The sequence below is a fragment of the Mesomycoplasma neurolyticum genome, assembly GCF_900660485.1.
GTDB classification, from domain to species: Bacteria; Bacillota_I; Bacilli_A; order Mycoplasmatales; family Metamycoplasmataceae; genus Mesomycoplasma_A; species Mesomycoplasma_A neurolyticum.
In genome coordinates, this window is record NZ_LR214951.1 from 543,099 (window position 1) to 569,371 (window position 26,273).

Here is a 26,273-nt window from a genome sequence, read left to right on the forward strand (position 1 = left end):
AAAAGTTGGTTTATTTTTTAATTTTTTTACCAGGACCAAAACGATAATATATTCAGATTACGATTCCAAAAGTTAAAATAGTTAAAACTATTGCTAAAGGAATAATTCACATTAATTTTTTCTTATCTATAGATTTATTTATATTTTTAGAAATAGCTTGATTTTTATTATTTTTTACTATTTTTTCAATAGCATCATCTTCAAGCCCGGGATCACTGTAGGGATCATATGTTGAATCATCAGCTTTAAGCATATTATTTATAATATTTAGCTCTGCAGAATTGTACATAATAAAGTTTTTAGGTTTAACAATAACTTTGATTTTATTAATTTGATTTTCTGTAGTTAAAAGCTCTAATATTTTATCTCAATTTTCTATTATTAAATATTGTTCAAAATTTAAATTATAGTTTTTTAGTTGCTTATTTAAATCTTCAATAATTTTAGCTTTTAATTTATCTTTATTAGAAATATTGGCTTTAATTGTCTTAAGCTTTAGAGTAGCTAAATTTTGTTCTGAAGGCACTTCGAGATTATCAACTAAGTTAACTAAAACTATAGTTTTTTTACCAATTAAATTTTCATTATTTTGTATTACTTCTAAATTTAAATAATATTCTTTATATTCTGTATCTTTAAATTTATATACTTTACTAATAGCTTTTTTCACAGCATCACTTAAATTAGTAATTTTTCAATGGTCATTATACTTAAATTTAGAATCCATATTTTTTTCAATTGTTTCAATAATGTAATTTTCAGCTTGCTTTTGTTTTTTAATAGCTTTTAAATTAATTTCATCAATTTTTAAATCATTAAATATATCTTGTAATTTAGATGTATTAGTTTCGTTTATATTTTTTGTTTTATTTTGATTTAGGTTTGTATCATTTAAAGTTTTTAGTTCATCAAAAGTTAAATAAATTTTAAAAACATTTTTATTTAAGTAGTATTCGTTTTTATATTTTTCTAAAAGTTTATAATTAATAATAATATTAAAGTGTTCTTCAAATGTTTCTTCATTGTATTCAATATTACTTATTAATTTATCACTATTGTCAAAATTTAAATATCATTTGTATCATAAAGTGCTAGTTAAAAAATTTGCTTTTGTTGTATTTTTAGCAAAAAGTTTAATTTTTTCAACATCAACTATTGGATGGATAGCTATTTTAGTTTCATAATCTTTTTCTTCGTTTTTAAATTTTAGGCCACTAATTATGATTTCTTTAGCTGATTTATCAATTTGATAATTCAAAGATCTTGTATCATCTTTAATTGAAAAAACAAATTTTAAATTGTTTTTTTCATCAATTGTTATGTTACTATCAACTAATTCTTTGTATTGAAAATCAGCTAAAAATTTATTTAAGGTTTTTAAATTATTAATGAAATTATTTTTTGTTTGACTTTTAGCATAATTTCTTAATTCTTGAATTTTAACTAAAGGTTTAATATAAAAAATTGTATCTAAAGCTTTATTGTTTTGATAATTAAATGAAACATATTCTTTTCAATAATTAATGACATTTTCATAGATCAAAGTATTTATTTGTTCTTTAGTCATCTTTTTTTCAATATTTAAAAAATTAAATAAATGAATACCTGGAAGACTTGTTCAAAAAGAACTTATTTTTTGATTTACAAATTGTTCTGTAAATAAATTTTTAGGGTTGTTGTCCCCTATTGCAACAATTTTATAACTATCAATACCTTTTTCTGTTCTAGAACTAAAGAGTCAAATTCCTGAAGATGAAAAATAATTTTTTTCTTCTTGTGATAATTGGATTATATTACCTTCTTTTAAAGTGTCGGTGTCATTTTCGTTATCATCAATTAATTCAACTTCATTAATATTTTTAGAATTAATTTTAAATCTTTTAGTTTTTTGATTATCTGCTTTTTCTAATGTGAGTTTTACCCCTTTTCCAACTAAAGAAGCTTCAGCAATAAAACCTCATTTATATTGTGAAACTGGAATAAGCTTTTTTTCTATGCCTAGAGGATCTTGGAGAAACCTTGTATCATTAGGAAGTTTATTATTTTGATTTTCAAAATCAACTCAAACTAGTTGTTTTTTAGTTCCAGTTTTACGATCAACAAGTGGATCGTAATCAGGGTTTTTAATTTTTTCACCATTATTATCTCTTACAAAATCATTTGTTGATTTATCAATCAAAAATTCGGTTATTATACTTTTTTGCTTTGGATTGTTATCTGGATCTCAAGCAAACCATTGCGCTTCTAATTTAGGATTAACTGAATTTATTACAATATCAATGTAATATTTTTGAATAGGTTTTATATTTTCAGCATTAATATTTTTTTTATCATATTGTACAACTTCAACTCGGTATTTGTTTGCGTTTTTAGCTTGATTACTATTAGTGTTATCATCTTTTGCATCAGATCTTAAATCTTCTAAATTATATTGAAAGTACCTATCTAAAACATCAACTTTTTGACCATTAATAAAAAGAATTTCATTCTCTTGTTTTTGTGTGTTGAACATAACTGTAGCTAAAGAATTGTATTCCCATTCACCACCATATTCAACTAAAACATTATCTATATTTTTACTAGGATGTCCTTTAATAATTTCTTTGGGTTTGTCATCAACAAGCTGCCCATTATATACATTAGTTAAATCTAAATATTTTGATGGTTTTACTATAATTCTATTTTTTAAACTTAGTTTTTTTGCTTTATCAGTTAATTCAAAATTAATTTCAACATTTAAAGCTAAAGTAAAATATTCTTTTTTTTGACTTAAATTATTTTTAAATTCTAAATAAAAATCAACGATTGAATTTTTTTTATCATTGGAATTTTTAACATTGTAAACAATTTTTTCTTGATATTTATTCAAAATATTTTTTTCAGTTCATTTAGTTATTTTTAAATCAAAAAAAGCTTGTGTATTTTTTAAATTTAAACTTTTATTAGCTTTAGTATATAAACCATCAGTTGGATAAACATCACTCAAAGATTTAATTGTATTATTTGTTTTTGCAAAACTATTATTAAATTGGCTTTTAATTTTATGTAAATAATCATCAAGTTTTTGAGCATAATTTTTATTTGCAACATTTTCATATTCATATTCAAAATTAAAATTAACTTTAACTTTAAATTCAGTTATTTTATCACCTAGTAAAAGAGTATCTGTTATTGTAACTTCTTTTGTGACTGAAGGTTCACAATAAGAAGAATAATAACCATAGCATTCGCCACCTGATGTTTCAACTCTTGTTGTTTTACCAAAATCCATTTTAAATTTTACTTCTAATTTTAAATTTTTAATTTTTAGATTTTTAATTCTGAAATCACCTGTATTATGTTTGTTGTGAATTTCGTCATTATATTTTTTAATAATATTGTTTTTAATTTCACTTTTTATATTTTTTAATATAGAAGGGTTAGAATAAAAATAGCTATTTTTAGTTTCAGATATATATTGCTCATCATTAGATCTATAGATATCTGTAACATTTTTAAGTTTAATATCTAAATTATCAATTCAATTTTCTAGTTCTTTTTTATTATCAATGGATCAAGAAATATTTGAAAAATCATGTTTTGCAAATGATCCATCATCTAAATTTTTTTTATTTCAATCAACACTATATCAATAGCTTTTTAGTTTTGTAGGGTTTTCATGATAATTATAATCTCAAAGCTTATTTAGTTTTACATCAGCACCAAGTCACTCATTATTTGCATCATTATAAGCAAATCAATAACCATTATTATAACCAATAGCTCGATGTTGCGTATATGTTATAGATGCTTTTTTAATAACATCATTTTGATCTTTAGTTTTATAAGTAAAAGTAGGTACAAGTGTATTTATTAAATAATTTTCTCCACCCGAAATGTAGCCACTAAATTTTGTTAATTGGTAGTCACTAAGTTTTATATTAAATTCTTTGTTAAATGTTGTTTTGTTTGATATTGATGGCACTGTGATTTTTTGATGATTAGTTTTGAAACTCAAAGCTATAGCAAATGGTGAAACAACACTAGAAAAACCAGTTAAAATCAACAATGTTTTTTTAATATTTTTATTCATTTTTATTTCTTATTTCTTTCTTTAGTTTTTCTTCATGAATTTCATCAAAAATATCGCCTTTGCTAAACCTATCAAATATTTTTTCAGTTTTATTTGCATTTTTAGTTAAGGTTTCATTTAAGAATTTTAGTGTTTTTTCATCATTTTTTGCTTTTTGAATGAAATACAAACTTTCATTCAAAGCTTTAGGAGAAGGTTCATCAAAAATTTCATCATTTATATCTATATTTTTAAAAAGGATATTTGATATTAAATCAAGTTTTGAATTTAAAATTTTATTTTTAAAATTTTCATCTGTTTTTCTTATTTGAAATTCTTTGTAGACACTTGACATAGAAGCGAAAATAGCTTTTCTAATTGCATAAAATAAATCATCTTTAATTGACCTTATAATTTGTTTTTCTTGTTCTTTTTTAATATGAGTTATTATTATTTCACAAATAGTTTGATTTAAAGATAAACCTTTATCAAGGATGTTTTGCTTTCATAAATTAAAAGTTTGGATATCACTTTTTTCACCAAAATAACCACTAAATCTTGCTTCTCTTTCTTTAATCATAATTTTTTTTATCTCCTTGTTTGAAATATAGTTTTTTTTCCAAATCATTAAAATAGCTATCAACTAAAAATCTTTGATTAGATGTTAGTCCAAAAAGAAACTCACCAATTTTTGCATTAGCAATAAATTTTTTTTCTTCAGAAGTTAAACCACCTGAATTTTTATATAAATCATCAACAATATCAATATCTTTCGAAGTTAAATTATGAATAACAGCATATTGAGAATTATCAACAATAGCTTCAGATTTTCTTTTGGCTTCTCCTGATACTGAAAAATCACGAGGATTTTGTGTTGTAGCTATTGCAGCTCCATTAAATTTTCTAATAGTTTTTCATGTTGTATTCATAATGTCTAAAGCATAAGTATTTTTTTCATCAATAAATTTATGTGCTTCATCAACAATGAAAAGAATTTTTTGTTTTTTATTAATGTTATTTGAAATTTGACCTTGAATAAACGACATCATTAAGAAAAAACCAGCTTGAACAATTTTTAGTGATGCAGATTCTAATAGTGGAGCAACATTAAAAATAGTAAATTTATTTGAGATTTCAAAATTTGTTTTTCCATTATAAAGTTGTCTAAGTTTTCCATTCTTTCCGAATTCATAATCCAGTAGATCAATTAAATCTAATTTTTCATTTTCTTCTAACGTTGTAAAATTAGAAGTTTTTATTTCTAATATTAAATCATCAATAGTTGGATAATGTTCATTAGCATAAGCACTGATATCAAAATTACGATTTATTGAAATATTAAATTTACGATATAAATTTCTTCAACCTCTACCCAAACCTCTAAGCATTCTCGAAGTTAAAGTTGGAAAAATAGTTTCAAAAAACTTTTCTAAATTTTGTTCATGCAACATCATAATTTCTTGATTGTCAAAAGTGCCTTGGGCATTGTTTGATTCTTCTGAAGTTTTAGGGTTAAAATTTTTTCTAATTTGTAAAGGGTTAAAGGTTGTATCTGAACCTGAACCAATATTTATAATTGATGCATTTAATTTTTGACCTAAAGTTGCATATTCATTTTGAGGATCAATTAAAATGATTTGATTGCCCAATGAATATTGATAAGTGATGATTTTGTTTGTTAAAGTTGATTTTCCTGAACCTGAAGTTCCTAAAATGAACATATTGTTATTTTTTCTATGATCATCATTTTTAAATTGATCAAAAAATAATGGTTCATTATTTATAAAGTGTGTCCCTAGAAGATGATAATTTCCATCATTTAAATGAGCATTAGCAAATGGTCAACCATATGCGATGTTTGAAGAAATTATTTCAGTTTGATCTTTGGTTGAATCAAACATTTTAAAATAAACACTACTTAAACCTTCAAATTGTCTAAAAGTTAAATTATTAATTTTAGCCCCTAAAACTATACAATTATTTTTATTAACTTCTTCAATGTAATTTAATTCTTTTTTTGATAATGCTCGATTAAAAAAAATAAAGTCAGATTCAAAAATTTCTTCAGTCCCTGAAGAAGCTATATCAATAATATTATCTAAAGCTTGATATTCAAATGAATCACGTCTTCTACTTACACGGTTTTTTTCATCTTCAATATTACTTTCAATTTTTTTAGCAGCACTGTTAAAACGTCTTTTTTTAGCACTTTCAGATAATTTTCTTAAATTTCAAACTACAACTGAATTTGAGTCAAACAATTTGTTTGCTCAACCAGCTTCAAGCTTAAATGGATATTCACCAATTGTTTGTGTTGAAAATCAATAATCATTAATGTTAAAATGACTAGCTTTAAATTTAATGTTTTGTTGTTTAAAAAAGTTTTCAATATTTTTAGATTTCAAAATTTTTTGAATTTCCTCATCACTAAATTTTGCAGCAGGATTAATGATTTCTATAGTTAAATTTAACAATTGTTTTAATGTTAATTGTTTATTTTCTAATTTAGAATGAAAAAGATTTTGACTTATTAAATTAAATTGTTTTTTAAGTTTTTCGATTTTGGTGTCAAAAACAATAATATAATAGTGATCTTTTGTTCTTTCATTAAAAATATTTTCAATATCTTCTTCATATGATTTGTATAATTCATTTGAAATAGTGTTATTTTGATTTTGAAAATTAGTTTTTAAAAATTCAAGATTTTTACTTAAGTTTTGTTTTTTAGGTAATTTGACAATAGAAATTTTATTTGTAACTAAATTAAGTGTTTTGGCAAAACGATCAAGTAAATTAGAAATTTCATCACTATCATAAGTAGATATATTTACACCTGTTATTTCAAGAGCTCCAAAATAACCTTCGCTAATTTCAATAAAATTTTCATTAATTTTTTTATAGGGAATTAGTGCTGAAGTATTAGTAATTTTGTTATTACTTTTATATTTTTTAGGTCTTGCTAAAAAGATAAATCAACGATATAAAAATACATAACCTTTACATTGTTGACTTGGATAAAAAAATACTAAGGGAAATAAAATTAAATTTAAAACAATAAAAATAATTAGTTGAATAAAAACATTTAAAAAATCTAAACCTAAAAAAGCTATAGCAGCACTTGTAAGAAAAATAGCTAAAAGAACCGGGACATCATTTAGTGTTATAAATTTTCAAAGTTTTAAACCTTTGTTTTTAATTCTTTTATTTTGTAATTTCATTTAATTATTCTCCTTTTTTAAACTTATTTTTTATCGCTTGTTTAAAGTTTTGCATTTTAATTTTGTTATTTTCTTTTTTGGCATCTTTATAATCATTTTGAGAGGTTTCAAATTCTTTATATGCTTTAGATATTTCACTTTGTGTTAAGTCATATTTTTTTAAATTTTCTGTCATTCTTTTTTGCACCGAAGTTTTAGTTTGAGATTTTACAGGATTTAAATTAGATATTTTATTTGCTCATTCTTCCCTTGGTTTATTTTCTTGTTTTAAGTATTCTTTTTTGTTATTTAATAAATCAAGTTTTGCATTATGAATTTTTTGTTTTTCAGGTTTAAGATTTTTATATTCATCACTTTCCATAAAATTAAGTTTTTTATCGATTTGATCATCAATTTTAGCAATTTTATTTTGAGTTTTGTAGAGTTTATTATTTGTTTTACCACCAGCTAATAATCCATCTCTTGTATCTCTTCAACTAAGTCCTTCTGCTTTTCTTTCATTTTTTAAATCTCTTAATGCATTTTTATAACCTAGTTTTGAAATGTCACCTTTTTTTAATTGTTTTTTGAGTTGATTTTTGTGAAAATCTTCACCAATTAATTTTTTAGAAGCAAAACCTGCAGCAGCTGCTCCACCACCGAGAAGCATAGCTCCTGATTTAACAGATTTATCAAACATTTGTGAAGCTTCATTGTGTGAAATGCTTGAACCAAACATTTGGGCAATTTCTGCAGATAAACTATGAATTGTTATTGCCCCTGCTCAAACTAGAGCTAAATGCAAAAGTCAACTTAGTATTTTTGAATTTGCTTCTATTTCAAAAATATTATTCAAATTATTTACAACACCAATTCAAATCATTAAAAGACCTAAGGCAACTTGATAATATAAAAGCATAAAAAATTTACCTAAATAAATATTTTTTCAAGTTTTAAATTTTTCTCCATTATCATAAATACTTCAAACACTAAAAATAGGACTTGAAATAAAAAGCCAAAATATTTCAACAATTTTAACAGCGTAAACAAATAATAGTTTTATCATTCCATAAAGAATTAAAATTCCAGAGATTGAAAGAAAAATAATGGTTTGAACACCTTCACCTCAATTAAAAGTAGAATAAGTATTTATGCTTATAACTGAAAAAGGTTTTTTAGTTGTTGCTATTTCACTTCAAGTTTGCGACTCTATTTTGTCAGGTTTATTAGAAATAAATAAAGATTCAGCTAAACCTATTTTTTGACCATTGATAGCAATAAAAAGCAGATCTAAAAAAATTTGTAAAATTATAATAAAAGCAAAAGTTAAAAAAGGGATTAAAACCAATAAAGATATTGAAGGTAATAATTTTTTTAATGCTTTTATTAAAACATTACTTTCTTCATTGTTATGTCGATGCTTAGCAATAAATTTAAAAATAACTGCAATCATAACTACAATTAATAAAACAATTGCAATAATACCCATAGCTCAATAACTAGTTGGTACATTTTTTCAATTTTCATTTTGATTTTCAGAACCAAACAATATTTTTTTAACTATTGGAAAACCTAAATATTGAAATGTTGAAAATGTAATTTTTAATATTGTATAAGGAAATCAAACTAGTATGTACCAAAAAATAGAAAATACACCATAGACAATGCCATTTATAATTCCATCAAAAATCATTTTAAATTAAACCACCAATTTTAGCTAAGACAATTGGAATAGATGCTATAGCAACAATCACAATTACAAGACTTATTAATACAATTTTGAGTGATTTTTTATAAAATGATCTTTTTTCTTGATCTGTTGATGTACTCATTAATGTTGAAAATATAACTATTGCTGAAATAAATATAATAGCTACAACTGGAATTGAAATAGTTAAAAAATAATAAATTCAATTACTAGCTTCTTCAGCAAGTGTTTTAATAACTTCGGGCGCTTTACCACTTGGTGTGTTAAAACCACCTGTTGTTGTATCGTTTAAATATTGTAAAAATTTCATATTTTTTTTCTCCTAAATGTTTTATATTAAATTTAATAAATGCGCTATAGCTAAAACTCAGGCAATAGAGTTAATAGCTAATAAAATGTAAAGTTTTTTATAAAGTTGTTTTTTTGTATATATACTTTTATTTTTTTTAATTTTTTTAAAGTAATAAATAAGTGAATTGATTAAGAAAAATATTGGTACAACTAAAACAAAACTTTGATACATAAAAATAAATAAATAAAAAAACTAACAACAAGATTTACATCTTAATTTGTTAGCATATAAAAATAATGTTTTTTAATAAATTCTTCAGCTATATTTAATAGAGTTTTTACGTTCTCATTCTTCATAAAAAGCATCTATTTCTGAAGTAGTGTAATTAGTTTTAATTGTGGTATTGATTAAAGGATAAAAGTATTTAGTAACGTGTTCGTCGTATTGTCACTTAGTTAAAGGATTATTTGTTTTTAAACCAAGTTTAATTTGGAGCGGAGCTATTTCTTTGTTATATCAATTGATTAATTCTATGTAAAGTTTTTTGTAAAAAGGACTAAAATTTGAAAAAACATATTGCTCATTATATGAATAATGATTGATAGGATCTATATATGCTGAGACACTTTGGTTTAGTTGTTGAAAAATATTTTCTAGATTCTTATTATTTTTTAATTTTTCAAGTATATCATCTCTATAACTGCCTCTTATTTCTTCATAAAATATTATTTTTAATTTAATATAATTTCTAATAATAGAAAAAATGATAGGACTAGTTTTTCAATATAATGCACCATCAGCATAAATTGATAATCATCAACTTTTATCGTTTTCATCTAAAATAGTAGAAAGATAACCATCATCAAAAAGTCTATTTTTATTAGATATTAATTGGAACGCATATTTTGTATCTTTTTCAAGTCCATTTTTAGAGATTTTATCTAAGTCTGAATCTATTTTTTCAAAAATGGTGTTTGTTTTTTTATCTGAAATTTCATATCCTATTTTATCTAATGCTTTTTTATAAATTTCAACTATTTTAGAAATTCTTTCTTCTTTAGATAATGTTGGATTATTTTTATTAACAATATTTTCTAATTCTTTTGCCCATTCCCAATTTTTCTCTAATGTTTCATATACATAAAAATCAGGAATTGGCATTTCTTCAGTTAAATATTGATTTTGAACTTTAGCAGTAGGAGTTTTTGGTTCTGGAGTAACAGAAGATGGCGGACTAGAAGGTGGAGTGTTTTCAATATTTTCAGAACTTTTATTTGGTTCTTTAAGTAAACCTTTTCAACACGAACTAGATAATAAAACAAAAACAGTGGGTATTACTAATAAATTGCAAAATAAAAAAAATTTTTTAACGTGTGAAATCATCACCTTCTTTTTCAAATTCTTCATTTTTTTCATCTCCTATGTTTTGTAATCTTTTTTGCTCTATTTTTTCTTTTTTTAACTTCCTCTCATAAGATCATTCCCTTAAAAGATCTAAAAATTCTTCTCGCACACCATTTTTAAGGTTTCTTAATTCAATTAATGTTTCTTCAATTAAATTTTTTTTGTTTAAAATGTTAGCCATGAATTTTTTCTTATCTTTTCTGGAACTTTCAAAGTAATCTTGATCTAAAAAATATTCATGACTATATTTTAACTCCCCAACAAAAGCATTTGTTTTGTTATTTAGTTTAACATCCATAAATGAAACATATGGTGGCTCTTGGGTTAAATTCTCAAGAACACTTCTATAAATTTTGTCTATTTGATATTTTGTTAAATCATTTGTACTAGCAAAAATAACATTTTTTCTATCTACTATATTGTTTAATTCTTCTTTTTTAATTGAATAAATTTGCGTTGTATCAACATAAGAATCATTTGTTAATAATCCTATTGTAGCTTTTTCTAAAAAAATTTCACCCTTGTTAGCTTTTTTTCTATTACCATTTTCATCATGTGCACTTCTAGCTTTAATATAATAATATTTTTCTATAATTTTCCCATCTTCAGTAATTTCTGCATATTCATCTCTAAATATAACAATAGGTCTATGTTTGATTGGACCTTCAAAACGATCAAAAGTAATTTCATATTTAGTATTTTTTGTAAACATTGGTTTCATTTTAGGTAAATTTGTACTCATTTTTTAACTCCTATAATTTATTTTAATAAATTATACCACAATTTATTTAAAACATTATTTTTTATGCTATTTTTTTATTTTTTATACCTCCTTGTTTGTTAATCTTTTTAGATTTTATTTATTATTTTTAAATATTTCATCAACATCATAATTAAATGTTTTATAAGTATTTTCATTGATGTCTTTTGGATATTTTGTTCCAAATAAATGCTCAATACTACTTTTATTTGTTTCTTCTTTTTTAGGTTCAGAATTTGTTTCTTCAATTGGATCTTCAATTTTTTTTATTAATTCTTCATTTGTAGTTCAATCACAATAAGTAGTATTTAAATTATTCTTATTTTTTCTATTTTCAATTTGTTCTTTTGTTTCTAAAAGTTCAATTGCTTTAGCTTGAAGCATAAATGAAAAAGTTTTTTTATTTTTAATAACTTCTTCTACAACATTTAAATTTGCTTCAAGAAAAATTTTCACTCCTTTCATTGCATATTTATTTAATATTTCTGCTGTTTTATTTCAAGCAACAAAAGGTATAAAATCGGTAATTTCATTACCTTCATTCGATTTATAGTTTCTTCTTACAGCAAGTGTTATTCAAGTGTAATAATTATTATTTGCACTTGTCATTAACTTAAAATCATTGGCAATTCTGCCGGCTAAAAAAACTTTGTTCATATATCTCCCTATATATATAGTTATTTAATAAGAAAAAAATAGGTCTTTTTTATGCTAATTTTTTCTTATTTTTATTTTGTAATTTCTCATTGATTAGATAATTTTTTTTCATATTCTAATTTATGTTTTTTTGTTTTTTTAAATATCAAATATTTTTTGAATTTTTTTTGGCAATGTGTTAAATGTTTTGGGTTGGCATTCTCTCCCATAATATTTTTCTTTTTTAGATAATTCAATTATTGTTTCACAATTTTTTTCATCACAATAAGAGCATTTTTTTGTTTCTATAAAATTTATATCTTCCATTTTTAACTACCTTTTAAAAATTTTATTTTCTTTTCTATGATTTTATATTCTTCGTTATCTAGCATTCCGCTTTTTAGTTTTGCTTCTAAATAAGCAAGTTGTTTTGTTTTATTGTTTACTTTATCATTTTTTTCTTTGTCCATAAATTCCATTTCATCTAAATCTTCTACATCAAATTCTTCCTCTTGTTCAAAATTATTATTATCTTCTTTTTCTCCTTTTATTGTTCTAATTGTTTTTAAAAGCATTTCATCCAATTCATCTTTTTTTTCTTTTTCTATTATTTCTAGTAATTCTTTGTTGAGGTTTTTATCTTTAGTATCATTTTTTGCAATTTCTGTAAATAAATAAAAATAATCTTTTTCATTAAAAATTCTTATTTCTTTTTTTTCTATTTCATTTGATTTAGTGTTTCAAACATCATATGCATATGTTGAGTTAACTCTAGAAGGTTTAATTCCAGATTGAATTATTAAATGAACTTTAGGTGAAATATTTTTTAATTCTTCAATTGAAACTAATGGTTTATTTGACAATGAATCAGTTGAACTTTTACTTTTATCATTTTTAGAATTTGAAAATGATGTTTTAACAACATTGCTTTGACCTAAAATTTCAGATGTTTTTTTTAATGTTTCATGATCAGAAGAATTTAAAAAAATAGTTAAGTTAGTATTGTTTTCAATTATTTTTTTATCATTTTTATATTTAGCTAATTGGTTTAAATCTTGCAAAACAATTGAAAAGAAAATATTTCTACTTCTCGCAATAGTAACTTTATTGTCAAAATCTTTAATAACAGGCAAATTACCAAACTCATCACCAAAAAATAAAAGTGTTCTTTTAAGTTTTTGATTTTTTGAAGCATTAGCAATATCAATTGCTGTTTGATAAATTTGATCAATCAAAATAGAAATATAGCGATGTCTATCTTTTTTATGATCAGGAAATTTAATAAAAATAGCAAAAGGTTTACCATTATCTAAATGTGAATCTAAAATAATTTTTTCAATTTCAATATTATGTCTACAACTTCAAGATTTAATAGCTAAATCATTATTAAATTTAACAATAGCATTTACAGCGCCTGAAAGTTGACTTGTTAATGTACGATCATTATTTTCAATTAATGGTTTAACTTCTGATAAAAAGAAATTTTTTATTTCTTGACTTTGAGAATTTTGCAAAATGTTAATTCATTTACCTTTTGAAAATTCTTTGTAAGATAAAAACTGATTAAAAGAAGCTAAATTAAAATGTTGTTTTTTAAAATTTTTATCAATTGTTGAATAATAGAGCATAAACTTACCAATAATCTTTAGGCAATTTTTAGAGCTATCAGATCAAAACTTGTTATCACCACTTGTATTTCAATCATCTAATGATTCAATTACATCTGCTAATAATGAAAATGCTAATGATTCACGCTCAAGCTTATTCATGTTTTGATTATGAAAAGTTTTTCATATTTTAGATAAAAAGTTAAAACCATCAGAAATTAATGGATTAGTTAAATCTAAAGTAAATGTTTGATAATTGTTTTTATCTAAATCATTTTTAAGTTCTAAATATAATTCACCTTTGGGGTCGATTAAAACAATATTTGGTTTGACTTCAGTGTTTTTAATATTTATGTTATATTTAGCACTTGGAATGATAAATCTCTGCGTTTTACCACTACCTGTTGTGCCAATAATTTTGGCATGTGTTTCTGTTGAAACAAAATATTTAATTTTTGAAGCTATTCTTTTATAACTAACAACTCAACCAGGTTTTTGATTTTTAAAGTTTTTAAAATATATTTTTGAAAACTCGCTAAATGAACCTTTTTTATTTGGTTCATCTCATAAAAAACTTGCCCCACCTTCTTCAAGTTTTTCAAATTTATTTTTATTTTTCTTAAATTTAAAAAATATCAATACTAAACATAAAAATGTAAATGAAAAAATGAATGAAGATAATAAACTTATAGAAATTACATTTCAATTTGTAATATTTAATTTTCAATAATTTTTTAATTTTGGGAAAATATCAACAAATTTTTTTAAACTACTAATTTCAGAGAAAGGAAATAAAATATAAGTTAACAAAAAAACTGGAATTCAAAATAATATAAAAATAAAAAGATATTTTAAATTTTTTTTACCTTTCATAAACTAATTCATCATTCTCCTTTGCTGAACTAAAATCTTTATTGTTGATTTTTAAAATTTTGCTAATAAAAGTATGATTATTTTTTTTTGTTATTATTAATTTGATTTCATCGTTTTTCTTTACTTGTTCATAAAATGCATTAACTTGTTTTTTATTTAAAAGAAATAATTTTAAAGTTTTTTCGTTTTTATATTTTAGTATCATAAAAAGAGTTTTAGTTTCATTAGTTTTATAGTCTTTTATTTTTTGTATATATTTAAGTTTTGCACTTATGCTAATAGATTTTTCATTAGCATAATTAATAGTTTTTTTAGACTTTAGATCATCAGTTTTATAATGATTTAAATTCAGTCAATTTAAATAATGTAATTTTTTCTGATATGCATTTTTTAAATCATTATCCATGCTAAATTCATCAGCATCTTTAAAATTTAAAAAGTCAATTACATAAATATTTTGAAAATTATTTTTAAAAAGTTTTTTAATAATTTCATAAGTAGCTTGTTTACCTGCTTCATCACTATCTAAAGCTAAAGTTATTTGTTTATTTTTTAATATTTTGATATGATGATTTGAGAGATTTATACCCATTAGTGCAACTGAGTTATAAATTTGATTTCTTTCAAAAGCTAAAACATCCATATAACCTTCAGTTAAAATAATTTCTTCATTATTTTTTGCATTAAATCAATTGAATAATATTTTGTTTTTGCTAAATACAGAGTTTTCTTTTGAGTTAAGATATTTAGGAAAATTACTATTGTTATCTAAAGTTCTCCCTGCAAATCCAACAATTTCATTAAATTCATTTTTAATTGGAAAAATAATTCTATTAATAAAAAAAGAATTTTCATTTTCGGTTAATAAAGATGAATTTATTAATATATCTTTAGGTATTTTTTTAACATTAATTAAAAAATTTTTAAACTTTGCATTATTTGAGTTATAACCAATATCAAATTTTTGAATAATATTGTTATTTAATTTTCTTTTGTTTAAAAATGTTTTAAGTAAGATATTTTCATTTATTTCACTTAATAAATTTACTTTAAATAAAATAGTTGCCAATGAATTAACGTTGATAATTTCTTTTTCATTTGTCTGAAAGTCATTTTCCGGTTTTTTAAATTGATGTTTTTTTAATGAAATTATATGAAATTTATTTGTTAGTCATTCAATTGCTTGTTTTGTATCAATTTTTTGATATTCTTTGACTAATTCAATTGCATTTCCGCCTTTATTACAACCAAAGCATTTTCAAATGTTTTTGGAAGGGGAAATAATCAATGATGCATTTTTATCACCATGAAAAGGGCAAATGACTTTAAAGTTAGAACCTTGTTTTATTAATTTAAAAAATTCTTGTGCAACATCAACTATGCTGAAATTAAAAATATTATTTTTGTTTTTATCTTGATTTATTTTCATTATTTTTACCTATAACTTTTTAATCATTTATTAAGTCATAACCTTTATCAAAAGATTTTTTAATTTGATATATTTTGTATGGCATTCAAGTTAATTTTTTAATAATTTTTTTAAGTAATGTTTTTTCATGAAATTTACTAGATTTTAATTTTGCAATTATTTTTTCATTTAAAAAAGCAGCATTTTTTAAAATTTGATTATTAAGTTGATTATTAAATTCATTAAGTTGATTATTAATAAATTCAGTTTTTTCTTCATCAAAAATTTTATCTATTTCTAATTCTTGGAGTGTGTCAAGTTTTTGTTGAAAAATATTAACCTTTTTAAAAAATAATTCATTGTTTTTCAACAAATAATCTTTAATTGCTATAACTGATTCTTGTATTTCTTTAGGTGCTAAATTAAAAGTAGGCTTTTTATTGTTTTTGTAATATTTTTTTATTTTTTGAAGGTCATCATAAAAATTATTTTGTTCATTAAACATTACTTTAAAAATTGGTTCATGCTTAATTTCTGTTTTAATTTCAAAAACTTCTTTTTTGATATTTCATAGAGTTTCATAATCTTTTTTGTGCAAAAGTTTCATGTCTAAATATTTTTGAAATTTTTTAATATTTTCAATTTCTAATGAGCCTTTTGATCTAAATTTAAATTTTTTTTGTTTGTAATTTCATGTAGTAGGCATCTTCTCACTAAAAAGAATATGAAAATGTGGGTGTTTAGTATTGGTATGAATTGCAAATAAAATATCTAAATTTTTTAAATTAAATTTTTCACTTTTTAAAAAATATTCAAAATTACTTGCTAAAAAATCAGCATATTCTTGTTGTGAAACAATATTAGCATTTTTCATTCTTTCATATTCAAAAGACAAGACAGCATCCCAAATTAATTGTTCTTTTTTTAATTTTTTATAAATATTTTTAGCTTTTTCAACAGCAATTAAATTAGCTTTTTTGTTTTTGATTTTAAATAAACCTGAATTAATTGAACTTTGTTCATTAACTAAGGAATTTAAAACTTTTTCTAATTGTGTTTGTTCATTTACTAGAGCAAGTATTTCATTTGATGTTTTTGTTGATTTATAAACAGCGCTGGGCCTTGTAATGTAATCAATTACTTTTCCCTTTTTGTAATATTCATTAGTTCCTTTAGCAAAACGAGTTATTTTAAAAACTGAACTTTGCATTTTTATTTTTTAACAAGTTGAATCTCACTTTCATAGCGTTGCTTTGCTTTTTCTAAAATGTATTTGCTCATTTCTCATGAAAAGTTGAAATAAAAATCTTTTTTATCATTTTCACTTTTAACAATTAAAGGATTGAAAACAAAAAAGTCATGCTTGTTTTTGTAAAGTGATAGTTTATTTAACTTTACAAAAAATGATTTATGTCTTGTGCCAAAATTAACAATTATTGAAAACATGGCTACTTGTTTATAATCATTTTCACTTTGTTTAGATATAAGAAAAAAATTTGTGATTTCAATTTTCATTAATGTACAAGCCCTTCGTCTTGAGCTAAAAAATCTGAATTATCAATAATTTGTTTTTCATTTTTTTTAGTATCTAAATATTTTTCTAATTTTTGAGAAATATATTCAACAGCTTCATTTGCTTTGTTAGCTGCTTTAAATAGTTCATTTGGATTATCTTCGAGTATCTTAATTCAACTTTGAATATATGCATAATTATTATCTTGAATTTTCTTAGTTTGAAAACCAAACTTTGAATTTAAAAATATCGCCCCTAATTCAGCAACTAATTCTTCTATAGCTCTTGTTTTGATATTTTTACTATATGATTCAATTGAAGTTCTATTGAGTCTATCTTTATGCCCTGTTCAATGTGTTAATTCATGAAAAAAAACTGCTATTTTTGCTTCAGGACTTACAAAAGTTGTTGGCATTTGGATGTAGTCTTGATTTGGAGAAAAATGTGGAGTTTCAGTTAAAACATTGTCGTATACTTTTAATTCTAAAGCTTTAGACAAATTTTCGATTAAATAATCTACTCTTTTATCGCTAGAAACTTCAACAAATTTATTTTTGTATTTAGGTATATTTTCAACATCCTTTGCATTGAAAACATAATACGTTTTTCCAAAAAAGTAATTAGTTTTTTGCTTTTTTCCATTATTTTCAATTTCTGATTCATCTAATTGTTTGATGCCTCAATATTCAATTGAACAACCTTTTGCCCCTTTTTTTAGTTTAAGATTTGGTCTGTTTAATATTTGCTTAAAAGTTAAAAACCTTGGATCTTGAATATTTTTCATTTCAGAAAAAAGTTGAAGTCTTAAAATGTTTGTTCCATTGTAGTTTTTGTTGCTTACAAAATTCAAAGGATACATTGCTACAAAATTTTTATCTCAAAAATAATTATGTGTTTTTAAGTTTTTGATAATTTGTTCAACAATTTTTTTCCTTTCATCTAAAAGCTTATTTAAATTTTTCATTTTTTAAACCTTCTTCAAATTCAAAACCAAATGAAGTTAAAAAGTTTTTAAATTTTTCAGCATTTTTAAATGTTGGATTTTTATAAAATTCAAAAAAAGCATTATCTAAATCTTTTTCAAAATTTATTAAATCATTATCATTTCATTTTTTCTTACTTTTGTAATTGGAATCAAAATTAAATTCTTTCATCTTCAAATGTCACTCCATATTTTTTTTCAAATTCTTTTTTCATTTTTTCTGTTGGATTATTATTTAACTTTTTTAAATCATTAATAATGTTTTTCATAAGTAATTCCTTTTTCTTTTTTTTATTTTTCTTTTTTATTTCTTCTAAATATTTCTAGTTTTATTCTTTAAAACTTAAACTAAAATGAGATATATAACCCCCTACCCCCTTAAAAAAAGCATTTTTTTGCGAGTGATCCACTACATTTTTGCGAGTGATCCACTACATTTGCTATAAAACTACTAATCAAAAAGTTTTGTTTCATCTTGAATGAGATAATTATCAAAAACAAAATGAATGTAAGGTGTTTGGCCTTTTTTTGCAATCTGGTAAAATGAATCATCAATTTTCAAAAGTTTTGTTTTTGCTATTTTTTGATAATCTTTAACAACAACATCAATGACGTATTTTTTAAAATCACTTAAGTTTTTATATGCATCAGTTTTAACTCCTAAAATATTTACAAAATTTTTTAGAGAAATTCATGTATCTATTTTTTCGCTATAGCTTCTGTTTTCCATTTCTTGAAAAAATCAAAAACTTAACGAAGATTTAAACTTTACAAGATTAGATAAATTAAACTTTTTAAAATGACCAAGGTTTAAATAATCATCTATGTATTTTGTGAATTCAATTTCAATCATTTTAGTTTTTTCATTGTATTGAAAACTTTCAATAAGCATTTTTTTCTTAGTTATGTTTTCTGTTTTTTGACTAATTGAAAAAATGGACGCAGCATCAAAACCCGCTTTTGAAATTTGACGCAACAAATCAGTTCGATCTACTTTTAAACTTTTTAAAAATAATCTTGAAAATTTAAATTTTAAAATTTTATTTTTGTCATGATTTGTAATGTATAAAAAACAGCTATAAAAAAATATTTTTAGCATTACAAGAGATGGACGCTCTTTTTGGATATACAATTTGTGGACTATTGAAGTAGGTACAAATTTATTTTCAAATTCATTTAAATTCAACAAAAAAACTACCTCGCTTTCTAACGAGGTAGCCAAACCACCATCTATTGAACACTACCAAAAATTTTTTAATTATATCTTCTTTAAAAAAAGTTACATTATTTTCTTTAAAAAAATTAGCAAAAAATTCATCATTTAAATTTTTGATTTTGTAAATATTTTCAAAAATATATTTAAAATAATAATTATCAATTTTATATTTTTGAAATAAAGAAAAAATTATCCCGAATCTTTCATTTAAAGCAAATTTAGAATTTAGATTTCTAATTAATCTTATATTTAAATCATTAAATTCTTTTGTTTTGAAACGTTTTAAATTTTGATTTGAATATTTTTGTAACTCTTTTGTATTAGCATTAAATTCTTTTTCAAAAACACTAATAATTGCTTTTATAAAATTCTTTATAAAAAAAATAATTTTTTTGTTTTTAAAAGCATTATGTATATATTTATATTTTTTAGCTGCTGCTACAATTCCTAATGTTGTATGTATTGCATTAACAAATATTAATTTTTTTATTATAAAAAAATCAATGTTTTGTGTTAATTGAACTTTATTTAATTGAAAGTTATTTTTTTGTTCTAGAACTACATTAAAATATTTTTCACTTTGAACATCTAAAATTTGGTTTTGTTTTGTAGATAAAGGAATAATTCTATCAATTACTGAATTAATAAAGTCAATGTTTTTATTTTTTAAATTTAGTATTTCCTTAAATTTGTCACTAATTTTAAAACCATTTTCAAAACAAATGATTTTCGTATTATTTTTAAAATTTGCTTTTTGAAATAAAGGCTTTAAATGATGTAAATTTTCTGCTCCTATTGAAGTTGAAATAATATCCATTTCATTTATTAATTTGAGTATTTCTGTTGTTTCACTAATGTGTAATGCTTTAAAATTTTTAATTAAATTAAATTTTTTTTGGTTAAAATAATTTATTTTGTATTTTTTTTCTAAATTGAGTTTATTTACTATGTCTAAATTTGTATCAACAAAATAAATTTCATAATTATTTTGTTGATAAATATAGGCAACCAAACCCCTACCTATGTTTCCAGCCCCAAAATGAATTACTTTATTTTTTTTCATTTTTTATTTCTTGCACAATTTCTTGATATTTTTTTTGGTCTAAAAATTGATTGATTGTTATTATTTTAGAGCTAGGTACTTTCTGTTTGATTCTATCTCTTAAAGAACTAATAGTAATAATACATTTATCACTATTTGTCAAATTATTAATTGCTTTATTAATCACAGTAATATTATTTATGTCATTGTCTTTAAGAGTTTTTTTAAAAATGGAAGACCCCATGGCTGAAGAACCCATTCCTGCATCACAAGCAAAAACAATATTTTTACAATAAAATTTATTAGTTAAATTATTTTTCATTGCTTTTGAATTGTCTGTTGCTTCTTCAAAAATTTTAGATAGATCTTTTTTTCTAAAAAACAATAAGATAAATAAACTAAGAACTGCTGTAACTGCTGCACTAACTGCTATACCTAAAGTATAACCTAAAACATCGCTTCATGTTTTGTTAATTTGAATAAATCCAGCTATTATTGATCCAGGTGAGATAGGTGCAATAGCTCCTGCATTAAAAATTAAAAAAATTAAGTTACCAATAGCTCCTCCTGCAATTAAAGGAAAAATTAAAATTGGTCTTAATAACACAAATGGAAAATAAACTTCATGAATCCCACCAAATAAATGCACAACACTACTACTTGCTGCTTGTGAAGAAATAGCTTTATTTTTTTTAAAACCAAAAATTATTCATGTAATTAAAATTCCTAAACCTGGTCCCGGATTACTTTCAAGTAAAAATAAAGTGGATTTACCAGCTTCCAACACTTGTGCAGTACCAAGTGGTGTAAAAACACCATGATTAATTGCATTATTTAAAAATAATATTTTTGCTGGTTCTATAATAATAGCTAAAATTGGATAAAGTTTATATTTTTGCATTTCAAAAATAAATTTAGACAAACCTAATTGAAAATATCCAATTACATAAATTGATGCATAAAACACAGGAAAAACTAAAATAAAACCTAAAATTCCTAAATAAAAATTATTTACAAGCATTTCAAATCCTGGTTTAATTTTTTGAATTCAAAGTTTTTCAGTATGTTTAAGAACTAAAGAAGCTATTGGTGCAAAAATCATCACACCTAGAAACATAGGTACACCACTTTTTTTCTGTAACATGTCTTCATTAATACCTTCATATAAAATGTATTTTATTGCATCGGTTTGCCCTGCGGCAATTGTGGCAAGTGCTACAATACCAGCTATAGCACCACCACGAATATTATATATTTTTTTACCTAACAAAAATCCTATTAATGTAGGGATAATATATGTTATTCCTATTCCTACCATTGTTGATAATGTTTTATTAGGAATTCATCCTGTTGGAATAAAAAATGAAGTTAATAAACCTCAAGCAATAAAAATTCCAATTATAGGTAAAACACTTGACGATAAAAGCGAACCTAAATTTTGAATTTTTGTTTTAATTTTATTTATAGTTAACATTTTAATTAAATCCTTAATATATAATTTAAATATGAGAAAATATAACATTATTATTACTTTAGAAAAGTATGATTATCAAAATATAAATTTGACACATAAAGAAATTTCTAAATATTTTTTACAAAATTTAAACAAAATTAAATCTTTGCCAATTAAAACAGTTGCAAAAAATTCAAATTGTTCACAAAGTTCTGTATCATCTTTTGTTAAAAAACTTGGTTTTAACAATTACAAAGAATTATTGTATGAAATTGATGAAAGTTTTAACTTATTTAGTTTTAATTCAAAAAACAATATTTTTATTTCTGATGAATTAAAAATTGAGAATTATTACAAAAAAACAATAGGCAACATCAACTATGCTTTTAAAAAAAATAAAAATAATTTATTAAAAGTTGTTGATAAAATAAAAAAAAGTAAAAAAATTTTTATTTTTGGTAAAGGTAGTAATATTGAGATAATTATTATTTTTTATAATTATTTAATAAAAAATAATTACAATGCTTTTAGTTCATATGATTTAGATGTTCAAAAAAAATGAATTGACATTTTGAGTGAAGATGATTTATGTATATTTTTTTCATTTTCAGGTGAAACAGAAGAAATTTTAAATATTTTTTTAGAAGTGAAAAAAACTAAAGCTAAAACTGTTTCATTAAGTTCAAATATCAAATCACAACTTATGCAAGATGCAAATGAGCATTTAGTTATTTATCAAAATGAAGATATTTTTGAACAACATACTTCAGCAAGAATAAGTTATATTTTTTTAATTATGCAAATAATGAATTTGCTTAAAAATTAATCGACTTTTCAGTCAATAATAATATTAAGTTAAAGTAAATGTTAAAAATTTAAAATAAAAACTAGTTCAATAATTTTGAACTAGTTTAGTTAAATGCATTTTTTGATCGTTATTATTATTTGATTATTATTTTGTTAATTTTTTTATTTATATTATATATTTTTATTTAGAATAATTTGTAATTTAAATGCTTTCCGGTGGACATTTTTAGTGCACATTTAAAAAATCTCCGGTGGACATTTTGAAAAAACCTTGAATAGACATTTTGATATTTTTTTTATGTTCTTTAAAACAAAAAAAATCTTTAAATAAATATTTTTCAAAATTTTTTTAAATAAATATTTAAATAAAAAAACATATAAAAATATTTGTTTTTTGATAAAAGTCTGTACAAATAAATAGTTTTAATACCTATTTATAGGTAAAATTAAATAATATTTAAATTTTTATTTTAAATTTATAAACTAAAATTTTTACTAAACATTTTAACAACATTATGCATTATTTATCTAAATAAAATATTTTTTTAGCTGATATTTTTAAAAAAATTTCCAGTGGACATTTTTAGTAAAGATTTTAAAAAAATATGTTATTTTTATGATAAAAATGTTTTCCGGTGGACATTTTTAGTGGACATTTCTGGTAAACATTTAAAAAAATCTCCGGTGGACATTTAACAAAAGTAAAATAATAATTTTTTGCAATTTTTTAATTAAAAAATTATTTGATAGATTTAAATAAAAATTTTATTTTTTAGTATCAATAAATTGTCAATAACCATTTCTTCCTCTTCCAATATAAATTAAATTAGGAATATTTTTAATATGTCTGTGAATTGTTTTTTTGCTTAGCTTTAATTTATTAGCTATTTCATCAAGTTTTATATGTTTGTTATTTTTAATCATTTCAATAATTTTATTTATTTCATTGCTTTTAATTGTTTTTTTGTGTAAAATACCTTTATCATTTTTAAAGTTTTGAAATTTAATTTTACTGATAGCAATATCTCTTAAAGGAATAATGGTTTTAAAAGTTTCGCCTTCTTCAAATATAGGTTTATTTTGTGAATATATTTGAGTATACTTGTATATATTATTTACACCTGAACCTAATTCATCAGCAAAACCAATTTCTTTAAAAACCTTTGATATTAAAGGATTTTTAGGAAATGGTGCAAATTTTTTTGGCTTTAGTTCTCCAAAACTGTTAGGTATATTAGAATTTTCAACAATTATTTTATCTTTTTCAATTATTATTTTTGCAACAAAACTACTAGAATAGTCTCTATGCGCTAGGGTATTTGCCACTATTTCCCTAAGAATAGTATCTCTTGCACTTACATTTTGAATTTTGTCTAAAACAAAAATATCATTTAAATGTTTTTGCCCAAATTGAACAAGTTTATAATAACTTTCTATAAGATTTAATTCAATAGTTTCTCTATCATCATAACGATCAGTATTTTCAATTCTTAAAATAGCATCAGTTTTATAATAAGATAAAATGGATGAAATAGTTTCTTTTTTACCAAATAATAAAATTGCTGCTAATGTTAAACTCTCTTTTTGTTGTTCTAAATCAAAAGAAATAAGCGATAAACTTCTAAGCATTTCAACTTTAGACATATTTTTTCAAATATGAAAAGGATTTTTAGCTATTGCCATCTTTTTAACCTTCTCAATAGTTTTGTCACCTAATGAATTAATGTCTATATCAGGGTAAATATTTTCAACAAAACTAATATTACTTTTTTTTAAATATATTTTGGATATTCTATCATGAGAATTAGTAATATCTAGATTACTGTCATTTATGCGGTCATAAATTTTTCTTTTATAATTACAAACACGTTTACCTTCAGGAACATAAATATAAATAATTTTAAAATTATTAATTTCTAAAACTATAGGTTCTAAATATAATGGAGGATTAAATGCAGTTGGATTATTTATAGTTGTAACAAAATTTTTTTTAATATCATCTATATTACTTTCTTCAACACCAATAATTTCCTTTTTATCGTTTACACCTAAAATTATATGTCCGCCTAATCTATTATTAAATGCACAAACAGTTTTAAAAACATCTTCAGGTAAAGATGTCTTTGACTCTTTAAATTCAATATTGTATTGTTCACCTTTTTTAATTAATTTTTTTATTTTTGTTTCTAAATTCATAATTTCCTTTTTGGCTAAAAATATAAATAAAAAATTGAATTTTTTATATTTTTATTTTATCATTTTTTAAAACTATTTTTTTAAACAAATGTTATTTAATTATTTTTTATATTTTTGCTATATGTTAATACATAACTAATCAAATGTAAATTATTAGTTTGACATAAAAAAATATATATAAAAACACGAAAAAGGGCCACAGATATGGTAATACCTTTTTCGTGTTTTGTAATATGTTTTATAAAAAACATATATAAAAAATATAGAACATACTTTATAAAAAAAAGCAGTAAAAATTTTTTTAGTTCTTTTACAATGCTTTTTTATACTTTATTTTACATTTTTAAACAATCAACACTTGAAACAACATAAATTTATAACTCTTTTGATAAATTATTGATTACTTCATTTGCTCTTGTATGAAAAAAGTAAATCCCAACAAATGATGTAAAAAATGAAATAATAAATAAAGTAGATAAAGTAGATTTGTTAGTTTTTAATGTTTTTGTTTGAGAATATAAGTGTTGAATATCGTTTGCTAAAATATATTTATAAGTTCTACCAAAAAATAAAGACATCTGTGCCAAAACAATAAAAAATATAACAAAAGATAATGATCAAACAGAAGAAAAAATTGTTTTTTGTAAATCAATTATTTTATTTTCTTCTAGCATTTCTAGTTGTGCTTTAATTGCTGAAATAAGTCCAATAAGCATAAGAATAATTACAATAGCCATTGATATTCCAAAAAGAAGTCAAACTATAATTCTTACTTTTTTTCATTTTTGTATTTTTTTTGCTAAATCTTGTTGCATTTTTCTCCTCAATATTTTAAATATAATATTATTATATATTTTAAATAATTTTTTTTCAAAAATGTTTTAAAAAAATGTTTTATTATATTATTTTAATTAAATTTTTTATTTTTTTAAAATAATTTATATTTAAATTACTTTTATCACTATTAAATTCATTTATTTCTTTATAATATTGACTATTATGATTTAAAATTTTGTTTGCAATTATATTAAAAAATATTCAAGCAATAGGTTATCATAAGAGAGCTGTTGTTGAAAGTATAAACTTATGATTAAAAACGTGTTTTTTTCATGCTCTTTTACAGGAAAA

21 protein-coding genes are annotated in these 26,273 nt (G+C 22.1%); 1 reads left to right on the forward strand and 20 read right to left on the reverse strand.

Annotated features, from left to right (window positions below; all coding sequences use genetic code 4):
- Positions 1-10 precede the first annotated feature (10 nt).
- The 18 genes from EXC65_RS02205 to EXC65_RS02285 form a co-directional block, all read right to left on the reverse strand.
- The gene (locus EXC65_RS02205; protein WP_129719861.1) at positions 11-4,072 is read right to left on the reverse strand and encodes an Mbov_0399 family ICE element protein; all 4,062 of its coding nucleotides are present in this window, start codon (positions 4,070-4,072) and stop codon (positions 11-13) included.
- A complete protein-coding gene (locus EXC65_RS02210) occupies positions 4,065-4,631 on the reverse strand; it encodes an Mbov_0398 family ICE element protein (RefSeq protein WP_129719862.1) in 567 nt (188 codons plus the stop codon). The genes EXC65_RS02205 and EXC65_RS02210 overlap by 8 nt, the downstream gene beginning before the upstream one ends.
- Positions 4,624-7,269 (reverse strand): Mbov_0397 family ICE element conjugal transfer ATPase, encoded by a 2,646-nt coding sequence (locus tag EXC65_RS02215; RefSeq protein ID WP_129719863.1) that lies wholly within the window; start codon positions 7,267-7,269, stop codon positions 4,624-4,626. Before EXC65_RS02215 ends, EXC65_RS02210 begins: the two co-directional genes overlap by 8 nt.
- A 4-nt stretch (positions 7,270-7,273) precedes the next feature.
- Positions 7,274-8,941, reverse strand: a complete 1,668-nt coding sequence (locus EXC65_RS02220; protein WP_129719864.1) for an Mbov_0396 family ICE element transmembrane protein — start codon at positions 8,939-8,941, stop codon at positions 7,274-7,276.
- Between the two features lies 1 nt (position 8,942).
- Positions 8,943-9,266: an Mbov_0395 family pilin-like conjugal transfer protein gene (locus tag EXC65_RS02225; RefSeq protein WP_129719865.1), complete on the reverse strand. Its 324-nt coding sequence runs from the start codon at positions 9,264-9,266 to the stop codon at positions 8,943-8,945.
- A 285-nt stretch (positions 9,267-9,551) separates the two neighbouring features.
- A complete protein-coding gene (locus EXC65_RS02230) occupies positions 9,552-10,655 on the reverse strand; it encodes a hypothetical protein (protein WP_165001331.1) in 1,104 nt (367 codons plus the stop codon).
- The gene (locus tag EXC65_RS02235) at positions 10,615-11,394 is read right to left on the reverse strand and encodes an Mbov_0400 family ICE element protein (protein ID WP_129719867.1); all 780 of its coding nucleotides are present in this window, start codon (positions 11,392-11,394) and stop codon (positions 10,615-10,617) included. Before EXC65_RS02235 ends, EXC65_RS02230 begins: the two co-directional genes overlap by 41 nt.
- A 114-nt stretch (positions 11,395-11,508) precedes the next feature.
- On the reverse strand, positions 11,509-12,069 hold the full coding sequence (locus EXC65_RS02240) for a single-stranded DNA-binding protein (RefSeq protein WP_129719868.1): 561 nt from the start codon (positions 12,067-12,069) through the stop codon (positions 11,509-11,511).
- A gap of 138 nt (positions 12,070-12,207) precedes the next feature.
- Entirely contained in the window at positions 12,208-12,375 is a 168-nt protein-coding gene (locus EXC65_RS04465) for a hypothetical protein (RefSeq protein WP_165001332.1), read from the reverse strand.
- Between the two features lie 2 nt (positions 12,376-12,377).
- Positions 12,378-14,528: a type IV secretory system conjugative DNA transfer family protein gene (locus tag EXC65_RS02245; RefSeq protein ID WP_129719869.1), complete on the reverse strand. Its 2,151-nt coding sequence runs from the start codon at positions 14,526-14,528 to the stop codon at positions 12,378-12,380.
- Entirely contained in the window at positions 14,518-15,957 is a 1,440-nt protein-coding gene (gene dnaG / locus EXC65_RS02250) for a DNA primase (protein WP_129719870.1), read from the reverse strand. The genes EXC65_RS02245 and dnaG overlap by 11 nt, the downstream gene beginning before the upstream one ends.
- 19 nt (positions 15,958-15,976) lie before the next feature.
- Positions 15,977-17,146, reverse strand: coding sequence for a relaxase MobL (gene mobL, locus EXC65_RS02255; RefSeq protein WP_129719871.1), 1,170 nt, complete (start codon positions 17,144-17,146; stop codon positions 15,977-15,979).
- A gap of 2 nt (positions 17,147-17,148) precedes the next feature.
- The gene (locus EXC65_RS02260; protein ID WP_129719872.1) at positions 17,149-17,451 is read right to left on the reverse strand and encodes a hypothetical protein; all 303 of its coding nucleotides are present in this window, start codon (positions 17,449-17,451) and stop codon (positions 17,149-17,151) included.
- Entirely contained in the window at positions 17,451-18,413 is a 963-nt protein-coding gene (locus EXC65_RS02265) for a zincin-like metallopeptidase domain-containing protein (RefSeq protein ID WP_129719873.1), read from the reverse strand. The genes EXC65_RS02260 and EXC65_RS02265 overlap by 1 nt, the downstream gene beginning before the upstream one ends.
- The gene (locus EXC65_RS02270; protein WP_129719874.1) at positions 18,397-18,603 is read right to left on the reverse strand and encodes a hypothetical protein; all 207 of its coding nucleotides are present in this window, start codon (positions 18,601-18,603) and stop codon (positions 18,397-18,399) included. The genes EXC65_RS02265 and EXC65_RS02270 overlap by 17 nt, the downstream gene beginning before the upstream one ends.
- 279 nt (positions 18,604-18,882) lie before the next feature.
- Positions 18,883-19,653, reverse strand: a complete 771-nt coding sequence (locus EXC65_RS02275; RefSeq protein ID WP_129719875.1) for a replication initiation protein — start codon at positions 19,651-19,653, stop codon at positions 18,883-18,885.
- Positions 19,592-20,710, reverse strand: coding sequence for a mannitol-1-phosphate 5-dehydrogenase (locus EXC65_RS02280; RefSeq protein ID WP_129719876.1), 1,119 nt, complete (start codon positions 20,708-20,710; stop codon positions 19,592-19,594). The genes EXC65_RS02275 and EXC65_RS02280 overlap by 62 nt, the downstream gene beginning before the upstream one ends.
- Positions 20,697-22,163 (reverse strand): PTS mannitol transporter subunit IICB, encoded by a 1,467-nt coding sequence (locus EXC65_RS02285; RefSeq protein WP_129719877.1) that lies wholly within the window; start codon positions 22,161-22,163, stop codon positions 20,697-20,699. The genes EXC65_RS02280 and EXC65_RS02285 overlap by 14 nt, the downstream gene beginning before the upstream one ends.
- Positions 22,164-22,194: 31 nt before the next feature.
- On the opposite strand from EXC65_RS02285, the gene EXC65_RS02290 reads away from it, so the two are divergent.
- The gene (locus tag EXC65_RS02290; protein ID WP_129719878.1) at positions 22,195-22,968 is read left to right on the forward strand and encodes a MurR/RpiR family transcriptional regulator; all 774 of its coding nucleotides are present in this window, start codon (positions 22,195-22,197) and stop codon (positions 22,966-22,968) included.
- Positions 22,969-23,714: 746 nt separating this feature from the next.
- On the opposite strand, the gene EXC65_RS02295 is transcribed toward EXC65_RS02290, so the two are convergent.
- Together EXC65_RS02295 and EXC65_RS02300 are read right to left on the reverse strand one after the other, a co-directional pair.
- Positions 23,715-25,145, reverse strand: a complete 1,431-nt coding sequence (locus tag EXC65_RS02295; protein ID WP_129719879.1) for an RNA-binding domain-containing protein — start codon at positions 25,143-25,145, stop codon at positions 23,715-23,717.
- Positions 25,146-25,519: 374 nt separating this feature from the next.
- Positions 25,520-25,960: a hypothetical protein gene (locus EXC65_RS02300; RefSeq protein ID WP_129719880.1), complete on the reverse strand. Its 441-nt coding sequence runs from the start codon at positions 25,958-25,960 to the stop codon at positions 25,520-25,522.
- Positions 25,961-26,273: the final 313 nt, after the last annotated feature.